General features: G+C 66.9%; 14 protein-coding genes and 1 pseudogene. 3 read left to right on the forward strand and 12 right to left on the reverse strand.

From position 1 onward, the window contains the following. Positions 1-24 precede the first annotated feature (24 nt). The 6 genes and pseudogenes from ACZ4WS_RS39435 to ACZ4WS_RS39460 form a co-directional block, all read right to left on the reverse strand. Positions 25-405: an RRQRL motif-containing zinc-binding protein gene (locus ACZ4WS_RS39435; RefSeq protein WP_467987923.1), complete on the reverse strand. Its 381-nt coding sequence runs from the start codon at positions 403-405 to the stop codon at positions 25-27. Continuing rightward, positions 405-1499, reverse strand: a complete 1095-nt coding sequence (locus tag ACZ4WS_RS39440; RefSeq protein ID WP_467987924.1) for a conjugal transfer protein — start codon at positions 1497-1499, stop codon at positions 405-407. Before ACZ4WS_RS39440 ends, ACZ4WS_RS39435 begins: the two co-directional genes overlap by 1 nt. Then, positions 1496-1813 carry a hypothetical protein gene (locus ACZ4WS_RS39445; RefSeq protein ID WP_467987925.1) on the reverse strand — a complete coding sequence of 106 codons (318 nt, stop codon included), beginning with the start codon at positions 1811-1813 and terminating at the stop codon, positions 1496-1498. The genes ACZ4WS_RS39440 and ACZ4WS_RS39445 overlap by 4 nt, the downstream gene beginning before the upstream one ends. A gap of 114 nt (positions 1814-1927) precedes the next feature. After that, positions 1928-2376 (reverse strand): annotated as a pseudogene (locus ACZ4WS_RS39450) (transcriptional regulator). 41 nt (positions 2377-2417) lie between these two features. Further along, positions 2418-3191, reverse strand: coding sequence for a DUF4097 family beta strand repeat-containing protein (locus tag ACZ4WS_RS39455; RefSeq protein ID WP_467987926.1), 774 nt, complete (start codon positions 3189-3191; stop codon positions 2418-2420). A gap of 178 nt (positions 3192-3369) precedes the next feature. After that, positions 3370-3753, reverse strand: coding sequence for a RapZ C-terminal domain-containing protein (locus ACZ4WS_RS39460; RefSeq protein ID WP_467987927.1), 384 nt, complete (start codon positions 3751-3753; stop codon positions 3370-3372). A gap of 505 nt (positions 3754-4258) precedes the next feature. Here ACZ4WS_RS39460 and ACZ4WS_RS39465 point away from each other — a divergent pair. Together ACZ4WS_RS39465 and ACZ4WS_RS39470 are read left to right on the forward strand one after the other, a co-directional pair. Beyond that, the gene (locus tag ACZ4WS_RS39465) at positions 4259-5026 is read left to right on the forward strand and encodes a helix-turn-helix domain-containing protein (RefSeq protein WP_467987929.1); all 768 of its coding nucleotides are present in this window, start codon (positions 4259-4261) and stop codon (positions 5024-5026) included. Then, complete coding sequence (locus ACZ4WS_RS39470; RefSeq protein WP_467987930.1) at positions 5026-5499, forward strand: NUDIX domain-containing protein; 474 nt, start codon at positions 5026-5028, stop codon at positions 5497-5499. Before ACZ4WS_RS39465 ends, ACZ4WS_RS39470 begins: the two co-directional genes overlap by 1 nt. On the opposite strand, the gene ACZ4WS_RS39475 is transcribed toward ACZ4WS_RS39470, so the two are convergent. The 6 genes from ACZ4WS_RS39475 to ACZ4WS_RS39500 form a co-directional block, all read right to left on the reverse strand. Beyond that, positions 5487-6056 (reverse strand): HD domain-containing protein, encoded by a 570-nt coding sequence (locus tag ACZ4WS_RS39475; RefSeq protein ID WP_467987931.1) that lies wholly within the window; start codon positions 6054-6056, stop codon positions 5487-5489. The two genes, ACZ4WS_RS39470 and ACZ4WS_RS39475, sit on opposite strands and share 13 nt — an antisense overlap. An 11-nt stretch (positions 6057-6067) precedes the next feature. Next, on the reverse strand, positions 6068-6514 hold the full coding sequence (locus ACZ4WS_RS39480; protein ID WP_467987933.1) for a GntR family transcriptional regulator: 447 nt from the start codon (positions 6512-6514) through the stop codon (positions 6068-6070). 99 nt (positions 6515-6613) lie between these two features. After that, on the reverse strand, positions 6614-9211 hold the full coding sequence (locus tag ACZ4WS_RS39485; protein WP_467987934.1) for a tetratricopeptide repeat protein: 2598 nt from the start codon (positions 9209-9211) through the stop codon (positions 6614-6616). 113 nt (positions 9212-9324) lie between these two features. Then, positions 9325-10089 (reverse strand): IS5 family transposase, encoded by a 765-nt coding sequence (locus ACZ4WS_RS39490; RefSeq protein WP_467987936.1) that lies wholly within the window; start codon positions 10087-10089, stop codon positions 9325-9327. Positions 10090-10533: 444 nt separating this feature from the next. Continuing rightward, the gene (locus tag ACZ4WS_RS39495; protein WP_227291706.1) at positions 10534-11430 is read right to left on the reverse strand and encodes an alpha/beta fold hydrolase; all 897 of its coding nucleotides are present in this window, start codon (positions 11428-11430) and stop codon (positions 10534-10536) included. Positions 11431-11706: 276 nt separating this feature from the next. After that, entirely contained in the window at positions 11707-12609 is a 903-nt protein-coding gene (locus ACZ4WS_RS39500) for a LysR family transcriptional regulator (protein WP_467710611.1), read from the reverse strand. A 168-nt stretch (positions 12610-12777) separates the two neighbouring features. On the opposite strand from ACZ4WS_RS39500, the gene ACZ4WS_RS39505 reads away from it, so the two are divergent. Continuing rightward, a complete protein-coding gene (locus ACZ4WS_RS39505) occupies positions 12778-14268 on the forward strand; it encodes an MFS transporter (protein WP_467987937.1) in 1491 nt (496 codons plus the stop codon). The last annotated feature ends 495 nt before the right edge of the window (positions 14269-14763 follow it).

The following is a 14763-nucleotide window of genomic DNA, read 5'->3' on the forward strand; positions in this document are numbered from 1 at the left end:
CGGCCGGTCCCGGGTTTCGGTGGTTCAGGCAGCGCGCTGTTCCTCGGGATAGGCGCAGGTCACGCAGGTTCCGAGCGAGGTGGGGATGACGTAACCGGCGTCTGCGCGGCAGGCCGGGCAGGTGCGGCGCGCCAGGTTGGCCTTGGCGAGCGCGGCCCACTTGGCCGGGGTCATCGGCCGTACCGACTTGGCGCGGTCGACGCGGTAGAGGTAGGCGACCAGCGGGCCACGCCGGTAGCGCGGGCGCAGCACCTGAGCCGCGATCGGCTGACCTCCCGGCCGTAAGCCACGGGCACGGAGTTGACGGCGGGTCGCGAGGCCGTCGGGGGCGTACCGCCACGGGTAGGTGGGGACGCCGAACCGGGTACCGTTCGGGTCGAAGCACTTGCCGAACGCCCCCGCCATCACGCGGCCTTAGAGCGCTCGGCAAGGATCGTGTCCCGCAGCGTCCGGGCGTTCACCGGCGAGGTGCGGATGGTGCGGCGGATGCCCTCGGCAGTGATCTGCGCGTCCGGCCAATCGGCCGTCGCGGTCCGTGCCTCAGCAAGCAACTGATCGGGCGTGCGCTTGGATCGGGGCGATCGGGCCACCTCGGGAACCCGGCCGGTCGCCCGTCGAGGTCGGGGGGAATCGGCCGCCACCGCCCGCCGCTCGGTCGACTCGATCGGCGCCGGGTCGATCGGTGCGGCGATGGCCGGTACTGGCTTGAGGGGAAGAGTCGACTTCACATAGTCGACCGAGACCGGATCGGGCATCGGCAGACGCGTCAGGACGACCGGCGCCGGGGTCGATTCCGGCAGGTCAGCCGTAGACCGATTCCTCTTGGTCTCGGTAGATTCCTCCATATTTGCGATCCCGGCGAACATGGCCGACAGGGCGGCGTCTGCACCGTCCGTGACCCGATCGCGCTGGACGTCCAGCAGCCTCGATCCGAGCGCCACGTCACCGACGCCGACCTTGCGGGCGAGGCGCCACGACTTGCGCTCCGACCGGCCCCGGATCTTCTCGTCGGGGTGGTTGGCGGCGCGGGCGCGGTGGTAGGCGAGGGCCTGCACGATCGCGGCGGCCTTGCGCTCGGTCTCCGCGTCGCGGCCGTCGGTGTGGACGACGATGCGCCGCGCGAGGAACGCCATGCCCTCGGCCGACACGCACATGCCCATCGGGGTCACGGCGTAGATGACCGTCCGGCCGGCGTCGGGTCCCGCCATCGCGGCCATGACCGAGGCAGCGGCGGGCAACGCCCACAGTCCGACCCGGATGGGCCACGGCGAGGACTGTCCCAGCATGGTCAGCCCCAGCAGGACCAGCCCGAGAACGGCGGTCGCGCCCTCACCGGCCGCGACCGCACCGAGCGCGGTGCCCTCGCCGTAGGCGTGACCGATGTTGCTGAACGTGCCGATGCCGCCGGCCACACCGGTGAGCAGCATGGGGACGAACGCGGCAGTCAGGACGACCTTTTGGGTCTTGGTCAACGGCTTGCGGATCTGGGGTGTGTTCATGCCGCTTCCCCCGTCCCGCCGGAACGGCCGGCGCGGTCGACGGAGCGCAGGAGGGGCACGGTGTGGGTGAGGGCGTCGGCGTACAGGGCGTCCCAGGCGGCGATCTCGTCGCCGTCCTCGCCCATCGCGCGCAGGTCCGCGAGGATGTCGCGGGCCGCGTCCGCGCGGGCCTGCCGTTCGTCGGCCGTCTCGGGCCGGAGGGGGCCGCGGAACAGGTCGACGTCCAGACCGGCCGGCCGCTCGTCGAAGCCGAACGCCAGCTCTTCGAACTCGGCCTGGTTCACGACCTGGTGGGTGCCGATGTAGCTACGCATGACGGAACTCCTGGCATCGAAGGGATGCCGGGGCGATCGCGGTCTTTGGCGAGAGGCGACCACCCCGGGAAGACGAGAACCGGCCCGCGGGTGGGGGCCGGAGGTGAGGCGCGGCTAGGCCGCGGCGATGACGAGCGCGGCGACCAGCAGCCACAGGTGGTGGAAGGACTGGTCAAGCGCGTAGGCGCCGGTACCGATGTGCGGGTTGTCGTCGCGGCCGGCGCGCGGGGCACCGAGCCGGTAGAACTCGCCCTTGCCGGTCACCTTGGCCAGCCACGCGAGCGTGGTGCGCCGGTCGGCCCACCAGTGCGAGGCCGCGTCGATGGCGAGGCGGCCACAGTGCCGAGCGCGGACAGGTGCAGGTCCAGCAGCCAGGCGACCGGCAGCAGGACGGCGACCTTGGTGGCGGTCAGGGTGGCGACGTGCCGGGCGTCCGCGAGGCGGCCGACCCAGCCGGGACGGCCCTTGTGCGCGGACTGGTGCGAGGTCTGCACCCAGTGGTCGCCCACGCTGTGGGCGACGTACAGGGCGATGAACACGGCGGCGAAGACGGCAGCAGCCATCGGGGCGACTCCTAGTCGAGGTGGAAGGGCCGGGCGATGGTTCAGCCGTTGCGGACGCGGCCGGAGACGGTGTTGGCGGACACGCTCAGGTGCCGGGCACCGGACAGGCGGACGTCACCGGAGACGCTGTTGGCGCTGACGTGCCCGGACGCGCCGTTGGTGGCCTGCACCTCAATGTCCCCGGAGGTGGTGCCCAGGGTGGCGCTGCGGCCGTCGTACAGGTCGATGTCGATGTCCCCGGAGACCGACTGTGCGGTGATCTGCTCGGTGACGCGGCCGGCGTGGATGTCGCCGGAGGTGGTGTTGGCGCGGAGCTCCCGAACGCCATCGGCGTCCAGGTCGCCGGAGACGGAGCGGAACTCCATCCGGTCGACGTAGCCGAAGACCTCGGCGTCGGCGGACTGCGAGACGACCGCGAGGGAGGAGTGCGGGGGCAGGCACACCGTGGCCTCGATCGGGCTGACGGTCTGCATGGTGTTCATGCCGCCGGAGACGACGCGGCCGTTGATGATGGTCATGCCCGTCACCGAGCCGTAGACCGTGCCGACGTTCTGCACGATGCGGTTGCCGCGACGGCTCTGCACCATCACGTTGCCGGGCATCTCCGGCACCTCGATGCCGAACGCCTGCCCGTTCTGCGTGCTGCGTGCGCGGTTCACGGCGTCGGCCGCCGGCCCCGTGGCGTCGTCGGTGCGCAGGACCACGCGAGCGGCGGTCAGGCTGTCGAGCACCTGGACGCGGATGCTGCCGACCGGCAGCGAGATACCCAGGACGATCGGACCGGAGGTCTCGGAGACGAAAACGCGCTCGGTCATGGATGAACTCCAGGAAGTCGATGGGACGTTGACGCGTGCGAAGTGCCGGGGTGGTCGCGGTCCTTGGCGAGAGGCGACCGCCCCGGATGAGCACCCCGAGCCGCGCTTGCGGCGGGGTAGCGCCCCGTCCGGGAGTCGAACCCGGCTTGGCCATCGGGGCTGTTGAAGGAACCGGGCGTCAGCGCTGGACGACGGGCTTGTCCAAGTCGCGGTGGTGAACGGTCACGGAGTGCCCGGCCGCGGCCAGCCGCTCAGCGAGTGCGCGAGCGAAGGTGGGAGCACGGTGACGGCCGCCGGCGCATCCGTCGGCGACGGTGACCGTTCCGGCGCTCGGGCCAGAGGCGAACGCGGCGACCGCCGCGGCGGTCGCCTCAACCAGGTCCTTGATGCCGGGCGTGTTCAGCACGGCCGTGCGGACCGGCTCGTCGTCGGCGGTCATGTACCGGAGCTCCGGCGACACGTGCGGGTCGCGGAAGTGGTGGCGCAGGTCGATGGTCAGGTGTGCCGCGGGCGGCTCGTCGTGCAGGTAGCCGAACGAGACGATCTCAACAGCAGCGCTCATGAGTACTCCCGGGAAGCGAAGAGGTGTTCCGGCTCCCCTCAGCCCCGCTCGTACGAGACGAGCGGAGGAGGCAACCGGCCGCCGCAAGAAGCGCGGCGGCGAGGTGAGGTGGTGCGCTGTCTCCTTCGGGAACACGAGCTCCCGTTACAGGCGTATGGAGACGTGACCTTTCGGTCTAAGCCCTCCGGACTGCCAAGGGGTCCGGGTCCCTCGCCCCCGCCGAAGCGGGGCCTCATGACCCCTCTCGGGGCCCTTTCCGTGCGCTCGTTCGGTTCGTCGAAGCGATCCGCCGAGAGGAACATGTATTACGTGTTCCTCATCTTGCAGAGGGGAGTTCACCCCGTCAAGCCCTTCGGCTGTTGGAGTTCTGCGAGCCCCTCGCGCTCGATGTACCTACAGACTGGCCTCGGCGCCGACGACGATCGACTTCGCAGGTGTACGACCTGAGTCGTCCTTGGCTAACGTGAAGTCGAACCAAGTCGTCCCAAGAAGGCGGAGGTTGGACGTGGCGAACGAGCGGCTGCGCGGCGCGATAGTGGACTTGGGCCTGACGCTCGATGAGGTCGCTCAACGGCTCGGGGTCGCGTCCAAGACGGTCGAACGGTGGATCAACGAGCCTGAGCGCAAGCCATATCGCCGCTTCCAGTACGCGACGGCATCGCTGTTGAAGTGTGAGGTGTCCTACCTGTGGCCCGACGAACGCACGTCAGCAGAGGTCACCGCCTCCGGCAACGCGGAGTTGGTCAGGCTCTATCCACACCGCTCCGTGGTGATGCAGACCCTTTGGACAGACCTCTACTCCAAGGCCCGGCGCCAGTTCGATGTGTTGGTGTACTCCGGCTTCTGGCTGACCGAAGATGCGACGTTCCACCGCATCGTGAAGGAAAAGTCAGCCGAAGGCGTGTCCATCCGCTTCCTGATGGGAGAGCCCACGTCGCAAGCGGTGGCCGCGCGCGGGGACGACGAGGGGATCGGCGCGGCCATGGCAGCGAAGATCCGGAACGCCCTGGTCAACTACGGTCCGCTCTTCGGCCTTCCTGGCGTTGAGTTCCGGCTGCACAACACAACCCTCTACAACTCGATCTATCGAGCCGATGACGAGATGCTGGCCAACGGCCACATCTACGGCGTCGGCGCCTACATGGCCCCCGTGCTGCACCTGCGACGCGTGCCCGGCGGTGAACTCTTCGACGCCTACGCTGAGAGCGTGGAACGGGTCTGGGAATCAGCCCGCCCGATCTCCTCACCCACCGAATGGGAAGGCGCGCACTGATGAGCCGGATCGACTACTTCCGCGACCCGAACGCTCCTAAGGCCAACTCGGTAGTCCCCTCGGTCACGGCCGTCGTCCGGGACGACTCGGGGCGATTGCTGCTCATCCACAAGACCGACAACGACCTGTGGGCACTGCCCGGCGGTGGCCACGACATCGGCGAACGCATCGCTGACACCGTCGTCCGTGAAGTCTCGGAAGAGACCGGCATCGACGTTGAGGTAGACAGCATCGTCGGTCTCTACACCGACCCTGAACATGTGCTGGCGTACGACGACGGAGAGGTCCGGCAACAGTTCTCCATCTGCTTCCGAGCCCACCCCATCGGCGGCTCTCTGCGTACGAGCAGCGAGTCAAAAGAGGTCCGCTGGGTTGACCCAGCGGACCTTGACGGACTGGAGATCCACCCGTCGATGATGCTGCGCATCCGCCACGGTCTCGACGACTCGCGGCGAGAGCCCTACATCGGCTGATCGTCGGCAGAGACCTGCGCCAACCGACCCTCAACACGCTTCGACGCTGCGTGGATCTCGGGGGCCGCGCGCTGAATGAACCGCCCGACGATCGTGTCCGGACCGTATCGCTGCACGATCTCGTCCAGCCGCTCGGCCGGCGTGGTCTGCGTCCCGTCGGGCGTGGTCGTCATGTCGCAGTACAGCAGGGCGTCGACCAGGTCCGGACGCTCTAGCTCGAACTCCCCCTCAAGCTCTTGCCTCAGTCCGCGCTCTTCGGCTTCCAGCAGGGCGCAAGAGTGGTGAGCCACGAGACAAACGACCCGCTCGTCTGCCTTTTCCTGGTCCCGGAGGAACCGCGCGCCGTCCAGCGGGTGAAAGCCGGTGGTCGCGATCGTCGGCGAGTACCCGATGTCATGCAGCACCGCGGCAGCTTCCAGCAACTCGGCATCGTCGCCCATGATCGGGCCCAAGGAGCGAGCGCGCTTGGCGACCCCCAACGAGTGCGCCCACCGACGCGGGAGCGGATCGGACAGCAGCGATTCGGAGAGCGAGTACGCCCACTCAGTCAGTCCCATGGCTGCCAAGGCTACGGCCGGGCGGTGGGAGCCGGGAGAGCGCGTACGGTTCGCCCCTTGCCGTGAACGGTGGCGAGCAAGCCGTTTCCCTCCATTTGGGCAAGGACACGTCGCACGGCCGTACGGGAAGCTTCGAACCTCTCGCAGAGCTTCGCTTCGGACGGGTATGGGTCGCCCACTGAGAGCGCATCCTCCACGATCACGGCAGCCATCCGCTCAGCAAGGGTCCGACGATCGTCGCCCCGAGCGACACGCCACCCGATCCCAGGGGCAGACTCAACAAGGCCATCGGCTTCAAGAACCTTGAGGGCACGACGGATCGTGTTCCGACCGACGCCGTGCAAGCGCATCAGGTCCCCCTCCGAAGGCAGGGTGTCGATACCCTCTCCCTCCGCGATCTCGTTTCGCAGCGCTTCCGCAATGACCAGATACGTTCCGCGCGGACTGGCCTCCGGCACTTCGGCTCCTCTCACGTCGTCCTTCGCTCGACACCAAGGGTCCCACGGGCACGGGACCTCAGCCGATGCGGTTGTGGAATCAGACCAGGACTTGGAAGCCTACTGGTCAACACCCAGATTGCGTATATTCATGTCAACGATTCGGGCGTTCCTTGAGGCGCCAATTTCCTCATACTTTGTGCGCGCCTCCTCATATAGCTCACGAGCGCGTGCAGCATCTCCGGAAGCCAGTTCCGCTTCACCTAGATTGACCAGAGCACCGGCCTCGTAATAGACGTTTCCCACCTGATGAAAGTACAGCCGGGCGCGTTCCAGAGTTTCTTTTGCCTCAGCGATCCTCCCCATAGAAATATAGGTACCGCCGAGATTCGCGTAGCCGAGGTGGATTCCGAACTCATCCTGAACCGCTTCGTATCCAGAAAAGGACCTCTGAAAAGACTTCAAAGCGGCATCAAATTGACCCATTTGAGAGAGCGTAAGCGCCAGCCCCCCATGAGCCGAAGCCTCCTTCCTGAGGTCACCAGACCTGCGATGGAAGGTGATAGATTCCGCCAGGACCTTGGCTGCAGAGCCCAATTGACCAGACTCTCTATACGCGGATCCTAGATTAGTCAGAGAAGATCCGATACTGCCAGCATCCCTCGTCTTCTTGGCGATCTGCACCGCCTTGACGAGTATCGGAACTGCCGCATGGGGGCCATTGTGCTGGCGCACTGCCGCCCCGAGGCTGGTTATCGAATCAGACTCACCCTCCAGGAAACCGATCCTCTCCGCGATAGCAACGGCCTTAGTCAGCTTTTGGATAGCGTCCTTAAATTTGCGCTGTGTAGTGAGAACCAGTCCGATGTTGTTTAGTGCCCGAACCTGTCGCTCAACATCCTTATCTGCTCGGGCTGAATCGTAGGCCGCGAGTGAACACTGAAGGGCATCCTCGACTCGGCTGCGCATATCAAAGTAGAGCACAAGATTCATGGACAGAAAGTAAGCATCTTCATGCAGCGTCACCTCGCGCGCACGCTGAGCTGCGCCGCGAAGATTCATATATTCGGCATCGAACCACTGCAGCGCATCAGTGGTATTGGTGAACCTTGCCTCGGCGCCAGGAGTAATGCCGCGCAACATTGAATCAGCCTCGTCCGAAATGAGGTAGTACCGTTCAACCATACGCGCAAAGCATTTGGTTCGCTTTTCCTCATCCAGTACGTCTTTGGATTTTTCAGAGCTAAACAGATAGACGAGGTCATGCATGCGCCATTGATGCGTTGACGGGTTGCGTGATATCAAACTAGCCTGACTAAGACGTCGGAGAACCGTACGCACTCGCGGCGCGGAGGTCTCCATCAGCACTCCGGCAATCTCCTCGGAAATTTGACTCCCTGGGTTGATCGAGATACTGCAGAAAGGAACTCGAAGGTCATCATCGAGATGCCGGAAGGAAACTTCCAAGGCAGCTCGGACCGCAGTGTCTCCATACTGGAGAACGTCCAAGCGCGTTTTCGCCTCCTCCAGCTCTCCAAGGAGGTCGCTCACACTGAATAAAGGGTCTTCCTTTATCACTGCTGCGGCAATCTGCAGAGCAAGAGGAAGGTGCCCACACAGTTCACACAAATCCCGAATCGACGTGCCCACCTGAAGTGCACTCGCCCGAGACTTGAGCGCCGTCCGCAATAGGCTTTCGGATTCATCCCCTGTCAGGCAATCGAGATGGAGACTCTCGACGCCGTCAAGAATGCCCAAACGAACGCGAGAGGTAATGATGACCCCATGAGCCTCCGACTTCGGCAGCAGTTCTGCAACCTGCGAGACTTCCGCGACATTGTCGAAGACGAAAAGAATGCGGCTCCCGGCAGAGGCACAGCTTTCGAGAAATCTGTGATAGGCCGCAGCTTGACTGCCACTGTCAGCTGGAATATCGGACGCCGGAGCTCCAAGAGCGTTAAGCAGGGGCGCGTAGGCTGCACCAGGATGGCCCATGCGTCGGCGATCCCCCGAGAAGCCGTACATGTCTGCAAAGATGACGCCACCGGGGAATGACGCACGCACAGCCGCGTCTCTGACCACCTTATTGACGAGCGACGTCTTACCGACTCCGGCCATGCCGGATATGAGGATCTTTCTCTCCGGGTCTCCGACAAGCTTGTTCCGAATCCAGTCAACCTGAAGCGTGCGACCTACGAACCAATCAAGCACGCCATCACTAGGTTCAGGCACGGGATAGATTTGAAGGCTCGTCTCTCGACGACCTGGCGCCTTGGAGCCTTCTGCATACTCGTGTGCCAGCTCTATGAATCGAGCGATCGTGTCATCTTTGAGTTCGTTCTCCGTCTTAACACTAACCCACGCAGGAGGCTCGTTCGATTCATTGAGAGCAGCACTCAAATTCACCCAGAATAGCCGCCGGGTATCGACATCAAAGACAACGCCTAGAACTGGAAGGAGGCTATTCTTCCAATCATCCGCATGTCCATCAATTGGAATCGAGTAGCCATTAGACCGCTTATACTTGGCGCCACTCTTTACTTGAATTGCAACGCTCACACCGGTTCGTTGACCGTCCTTGGTGAACATCACGAACAGGTCTTCGCCGTAGTCGTTACCCCCGTCGATCTCCTGCACAATTTGATCATGCTCTTCAAGCAGTGCTCGGAGGGCATTTACACCCGCTCGCTCAATCCTCCTCGTCTGAGTGACTCGCAACGCTCAGCCCCCGATCCATCGCCTGCAACCACCTGCCTGAACCGCAAGACAGCCTAGTGCGACCGAGCCGGCGGTGGAGCATGGGATCGCAGGACACGGAGGCTTTTCCAACCTCAGCTTGACGTTGCCAGGTGAAGGGCGAGTACGGCCTTGACCAGGTCAGTGACGCGGGTGGTGCTGCACCGGAGCTTGCGCAGCAGCCACCAGGACTTCAGGGTGGCCATCGCCTGCTCGCCGACCGCGCGGATCTTGGCGTGGGTGACGTTGACGGTTCTTTGGCCTGCGGAGAGCTTCTCCCAACGGCCGCGGTAGGGGACACGCACGGTGCCGCCGGCGCCCTGGTACCCCTTGTCCGCCCAGCACCGGACGTCGGCCTCGACCAGGGCGTCGATGACGCCGTGGGTGCGGGCGGCTTTGATGTCGTGGACCGCGCCGGGCAAGGCGGGTGAGGCCCACAGCAGGCGCCCGAACGGGTCGGTGATGACCTGCACGTTCATGCCGTGCTTCTTGTGCTTCCCGGAGTAGTACGGGCGGTCGGCGGCGATGCGGTCGATGGACAGCAGGGTGCCGTCGAGGATGACGAACGCCTTGCGTGCGGCGGTGCGGGCGGCCGTGGCAAGGTCGGGGGCGACGGCGGCCAGGACCTCCACCGCCTCGGTGACGTAGCGGTAGACGGTGGCGATCCCGACACCGAACCCGGCCGCGAGCTGGGCGTAGGTGTGCCCGCACCGCAGATGGGCCAGGACCAGCAGGGCCTGCCGGTCCGCGGGGAGCCGGCGCCACCGCGTGCCCCGCTCCCGGCGTCGGGTGGCCAGCAGGCGGGAGAGGTACCGCAGGGTCGAGGTGGACAGATCGATCCCCGATGGGTAGACAAGCACGTGAAGCTCCGGGCGGACAGGTTGCTCTTGGTCGACAACCCGTCTACCAGGAGCTTCACCCGTTCCCGGACGCCACCCGCACGCCAACTGGCTGTCCAGTCACCCAAGTTGGAAACCGATCAAGCATGCGAAGCCTCTGGTGAACACGGTTCTCTTGGTCGACAACCGGTCTACCAGGGGCTTCGCCCTTGTGTCAGGCCAACTCCGAGACAGGGTAAGCAGGTTGGGAAGGCTGACTGAGTGGACGCCTCATGTCTAACGTTCTGCGGAGCACGGTCTCCAGTCACGAATCCCCGTGACGCCGGGCCGCCTCACCGGGTGCGGCGACACTGCAGGCCGCGGTGACGCCGGGGAACGTCCGTGCGGCGCCGCGCCCGGCCCTCTCGTTACGCCACCTTCGGCCTGCTCATGTCCGGACGTCGCCGCACGGGACGGTGCCGGACCTCAGCCGGCTGCGAAGAAGTCGAGGTAGGCCTGGGCCAGAGCGGTCGGGTTCTCCAGCGCGACGTTGTGACCGGCCGCGGGGATGACGACGCCGTGGACGTCGTCGGCCACTTGCGCCATCTGCTGTGCTACCGCGTCCCCGAGGTATTCCTCGGCTCCGACGGCCAGGACCGGGCAGCTGAGCGGGTCGGCGTAATGCGGGCGGTTCTGTTCGGCGTCGGTCTGCCGGGCGCGGTACATCTCCAGGATGGCCCTGGTGCCGCCCGGCTGCTCGGCCGAGTGCACGATCTCGTTGACGTCTTCCTCGGCCAGCGCGCTGGGGTCCCACATCTGGCGGCGGGCGTAGTACGTCCAGAAGGGCCGTTCCCGTCCGGCCAGCAGCAGTTCGGGGATGTGCGGCAGGCTGAAGAAGCTGAAGTGCCAGCCGGTGCGGCCGTCGTCGGGGGCGAGTGAGGGGTCGGGGCCGCCGCCCGGCATTCCCGGGCCGACCGGAAGTCCCGGCAGGAGCGTTTCCTGGAAGACCAGTTGCCGCACCCGGGGCCGGTGGAAGGCGGCGACGGCATAGGCGATGGCCGCGCCCCAGTCTTCGCCGGCGACGCGGAACCGGTCGAAGCCGAGGTGGGTGGCGAGTGCGGCGACGTCGGCGGCCATCGTGGAGGTGTCGTAGCCGCACAGGGGGCGCTGGGAGCCGCCGGCACCCCGGTTGTCGAGCACGATGACGGTGTAGTGCGGGGTCAGCAGCGGTACAACGTGACGCCAGTAGGCCATGGTCTTCGGCACGCCGTGCACCAGGAACACCGGCTCGCCGGTGCCGCCGATCGCGTAGTGGATCTCCACACCGTTGACCTTGGGCTTGCCGTGTGTGAGCCGGACTCCGGCGTGGTCAGTGAGGTTCACCTCAGTGACCTCCTTCTTCTTCTCATGGGCTGTGCAGGCGCAGACCGTGTGGCGGATCGTCCGGAGCGGCGTTTCTTCGCCGCCGTCCAGCCGGTGTCCGCGGTCGGCGTGAAAGCTTCACCCCCTTACAACCGCGCCTCCATCGCCGCTGATGTCGCGTGCGTCGCGCTTGCCCCAGATGGAGTCCATCTGACGATCAGATGGTGGCAGCGCGGGCGCCTCCACAGCCGCGCCGCTCCCGGGTCGGCAGGGCCGCGGTCGCCGACGGGCGGCGGGTCAGCCGCCCGCCGAGCGGACGCGCAGCAGTTGATCGGCGAACCGCGCCGCTGCCGGGCTGGTCTCGCCCGCCGGGGGCAGCATCAGGTGGATGTGCCGCTCCAGACGCACGCCCTCGACCTCGACGAACCGCAGGACGCTGTCCGGGGCGGTCAGCACCGGGTACTGCAGGCCGGTCGGAGCGAAGCCGATGCCGACGCCCGCGCCGACCAGTTCGAGGAACAGTTCCCAGTCGCCGACCTCACAGACGACCCGGCGCTGGATCCCCTCGGTGGCGAACGCGGCGTCACTGAGCAGGCGGGCCGTCCACCGCGGGGGCACCTCGACGAACCGCTCGTCGGCCAGTTCCGCGATGGTGACGTCGGACCGCTCCGCCAGGCGGTGATCGGCACGGCAGACGAGGCGCAGCGGCTCCCGCGCGAGGCCGGTCATCCGGATGCCGGGGACCCGGCCGACCGCGGGTCCGATCACACAGTCCACCTCTCCGGTCCCGACCATCGAGATCATCGTCAGCGCGGGCCCGTACTGGAGGCGCAGGTCGATACCGGGGTGATCGCGGGTGAACTCGCCGAGGTAGGAGGCGAACGGCACCAGATGCTGGGCGGAGAGCCCGACGCCCAGACGCAGGGTGCCGATGAGCACGTCACGGGTGTGGTGCACGGCCTCTTCCGCCTGCGCGGCGCTGATCACGGTCCGGCGTGCCGGGCCGACCAGGGCTTCGCCGGCCGCGGTGAGCCGGACCGGCCGGGTCCCGCGGACATAGAGGGGCGTGCCGAGTTCGCGTTCGAGGGCCTGGAGCGAGTTCGACAGGCCCGACTGCACGATGAGCTCCCGCTTTGCGGCGCGGGTGACGCTGCGCTCATCGACCAGCGCCAGAAAGTGCCGTAGCTGTCGGAGTTCCATCGGCCGCCGCCTCCAGGACTGCGTTGCAGTGCATCCGGACAGTTCCATCTGTGGGACAGATGCAGCCTATCTCCGCACGCTGCCGCCGGATCGCCATCGACGTTCCGACCGGCGTGGTTGACGCCGACGAACCAGTAAGGAACACCATCAAGGACAGGGGATTCGCCCATGCCGGACCACTCGGCGAAGCACGCCGCGCCTCAGCCCGCCGGAAGCGGATCGCAGCGGGCCGCGTTCGTCATCGCACTGATCTGCGCCGCCCAGTTCGTGCTGCAACTGGACTTCAGCATCGTGAACGTGGCGCTGCCGTCGGTTCAGCGGGAGCTGGACATGCCCGCAGCGCAGTTGCAGTGGATCGTCACCGGTTACGCGCTGTCCTTCGGGTCGTTGCTGCTGGCGGGCGGCCGCCTGGCGGACCTGCTCGGCCGACGGCAGGTGCTGACCGTCGGCCTGGCCCTGTTCGGGATCGCTTCGCTGGCCTGCGGTCTGGCGCAGTGGCCGATCATGCTGATCGCCGCCCGGATCGTGCAGGGCGCGGCCGGGGCGATGGTCTCCCCGGCCGCGCTGTCGCTGCTGACGACGATCAGTGCGGAAGGGGCAGCGCGCCACCGGGCGCTGGCGATCTGGCAGGCCACCACCGCGGCGGGCGCGACCGCCGGGATCGTGGCGGGCGGGCTGCTCACCCAGTACTTCGGCTGGCGGGCTGTCTTCCTGATCAACCTGCCGGTCATCGCCGTCATCCTCGCGCTGGTCCCGCGCCTGCCGGCCGGGAAGCGGTCCGGCGGCGGCAGCCTCGACGTGCGCGGGGCACTGCTGGTGACCACGGGCATCGCGGCGCTGATCTTCGGCCTCAGCAGCGGGCAGCAGCACGGCTTCACCACGCCCGCCACCCTCGTCGCTCTCACCCTCGCGGTGCTGCTGACTACGGGCTTCGTGGTCGCCGAAAAGCGGTCGGCGGCCCCGATGCTGCCCCTGCCGATCCTGGCGGAGCCGGCCCGGCGGGCCGCGATCGCTGCCATGCTGCTGATCGGCGCCATCCTGGCCGGCTACGTCTACTTCGCGTCGCTCTACCTGCAGAGGGTGCTGGAATTCAGCCCGGTGACGACCGGACTGGCACTGGTCCCGTCGACCGGCACCGTCGTGCTGGTCTCCACCTTCGGCACACGCTGGCTGACGGCCCGGTTCAGCGTCAAGGCTATGCTGCTCGCCGGGCTGGCCTGCATGGGCGCCGGGCAGCTGTGGCTCGCCCAGATCACCGCCGGGGCCGGCTACCCGGCGGCCGTACTGCCCGGCATGGTGCTGACCGCGGTAGGGGTCGGGCTCGCCCTGCCGACCGCCTCGATCGCGATCACCAACGGTGTCCGGGCCAGCGAGCAGGGGCTGGCCGGGGCGCTGTTCACCACCAGCCAGCAGACCGGCGCCGCGGTCGGCCTTGCGGTCCTCGCCACCGCCGCCGCGGCCGCCACCGGCCACAGCGGCTCCCCGGTGGACGGCTACCGCCTGTCGTTCCTCATCGCGACCGCTCTCGCGGTCCTCGCCACGATCATCGTCGCGCTCCAGCTCGGCTCGACACCCCGCCGCGTCGAACCCCAGCGCCGGCAGCCCGGCCCCGACGGAACGCCCAATGCGCGGACCGCGGCGCAGCTCGACGAGAGGTGACAGGACCGACGGGGGCCGGCCGGCAGCGTCGCCCCCGGCCGGCCGTCGCCAGGCCGGGGGCGCGCCGCGATTCAGGGCGAGACGCGGGTTTCCGCCGCCCTGCGTCTGACCAGCTCAGGCCGATGATGGAAAAGGCTCACGGACTGTGCTGCCCTCCAGCAGCGACTGCGTCTCAGACCTCGCTGGCGTTGCTGGGAGGTCGTCGGTCCCTCGATGCTCGTCCCCTCATGGCTCGACAGGCCTGAGCCAAGAGGGGTTCCCAGTCCGTGGTCGGGGGCGCACGCCGACCGATGCGCATGATGTGCGATAGACACCGGCTCCAGCTACCGCGCGCTCAAGAGAACACCCAGCTCAGGGGGTACCTGACACTAGCAATGAGAATGCCCTCCGGAGCCGTGTGCGCAGGTTCGAATCCTGCCGGGGGCACCCTTCATACGGTGCCCAAAGACCCCGCCATCAGCGGTTTCGCTGAGAACGGGGTCTTCGCGTATCTAC

The organism is Streptomyces sp. NPDC029292, from assembly GCF_055569295.1.

Bases quoted from the DNA above. Each gene is read 5' to 3' on its own strand.
- ACZ4WS_RS39440 (WP_467987924.1), bottom strand. From the start codon at position 1,499: ATGAACACACCCCAGATCCGCAAGCCGTTGACCAAGACCCAAAAGGTC.
- ACZ4WS_RS39475 (WP_467987931.1), bottom strand. From the start codon at position 6,056: ATGGGACTGACTGAGTGGGCGTACTCGCTCTCCGAATCGCTGCTGTCC.
- ACZ4WS_RS39455 (WP_467987926.1), bottom strand. From the start codon at position 3,191: ATGACCGAGCGCGTTTTCGTCTCCGAGACCTCCGGTCCGATCGTCCTG.
- ACZ4WS_RS39470 (WP_467987930.1), top strand. From the start codon at position 5,026: ATGAGCCGGATCGACTACTTCCGCGACCCGAACGCTCCTAAGGCCAAC.
- ACZ4WS_RS39445 (WP_467987925.1), bottom strand. From the start codon at position 1,813: ATGCGTAGCTACATCGGCACCCACCAGGTCGTGAACCAGGCCGAGTTC.
- ACZ4WS_RS39460 (WP_467987927.1), bottom strand. From the start codon at position 3,753: ATGAGCGCTGCTGTTGAGATCGTCTCGTTCGGCTACCTGCACGACGAG.
- ACZ4WS_RS39505 (WP_467987937.1), top strand. From the start codon at position 12,778: ATGCCGGACCACTCGGCGAAGCACGCCGCGCCTCAGCCCGCCGGAAGC.
- ACZ4WS_RS39500 (WP_467710611.1), bottom strand. From the start codon at position 12,609: ATGGAACTCCGACAGCTACGGCACTTTCTGGCGCTGGTCGATGAGCGC.
- ACZ4WS_RS39435 (WP_467987923.1), bottom strand. From the start codon at position 405: ATGGCGGGGGCGTTCGGCAAGTGCTTCGACCCGAACGGTACCCGGTTC.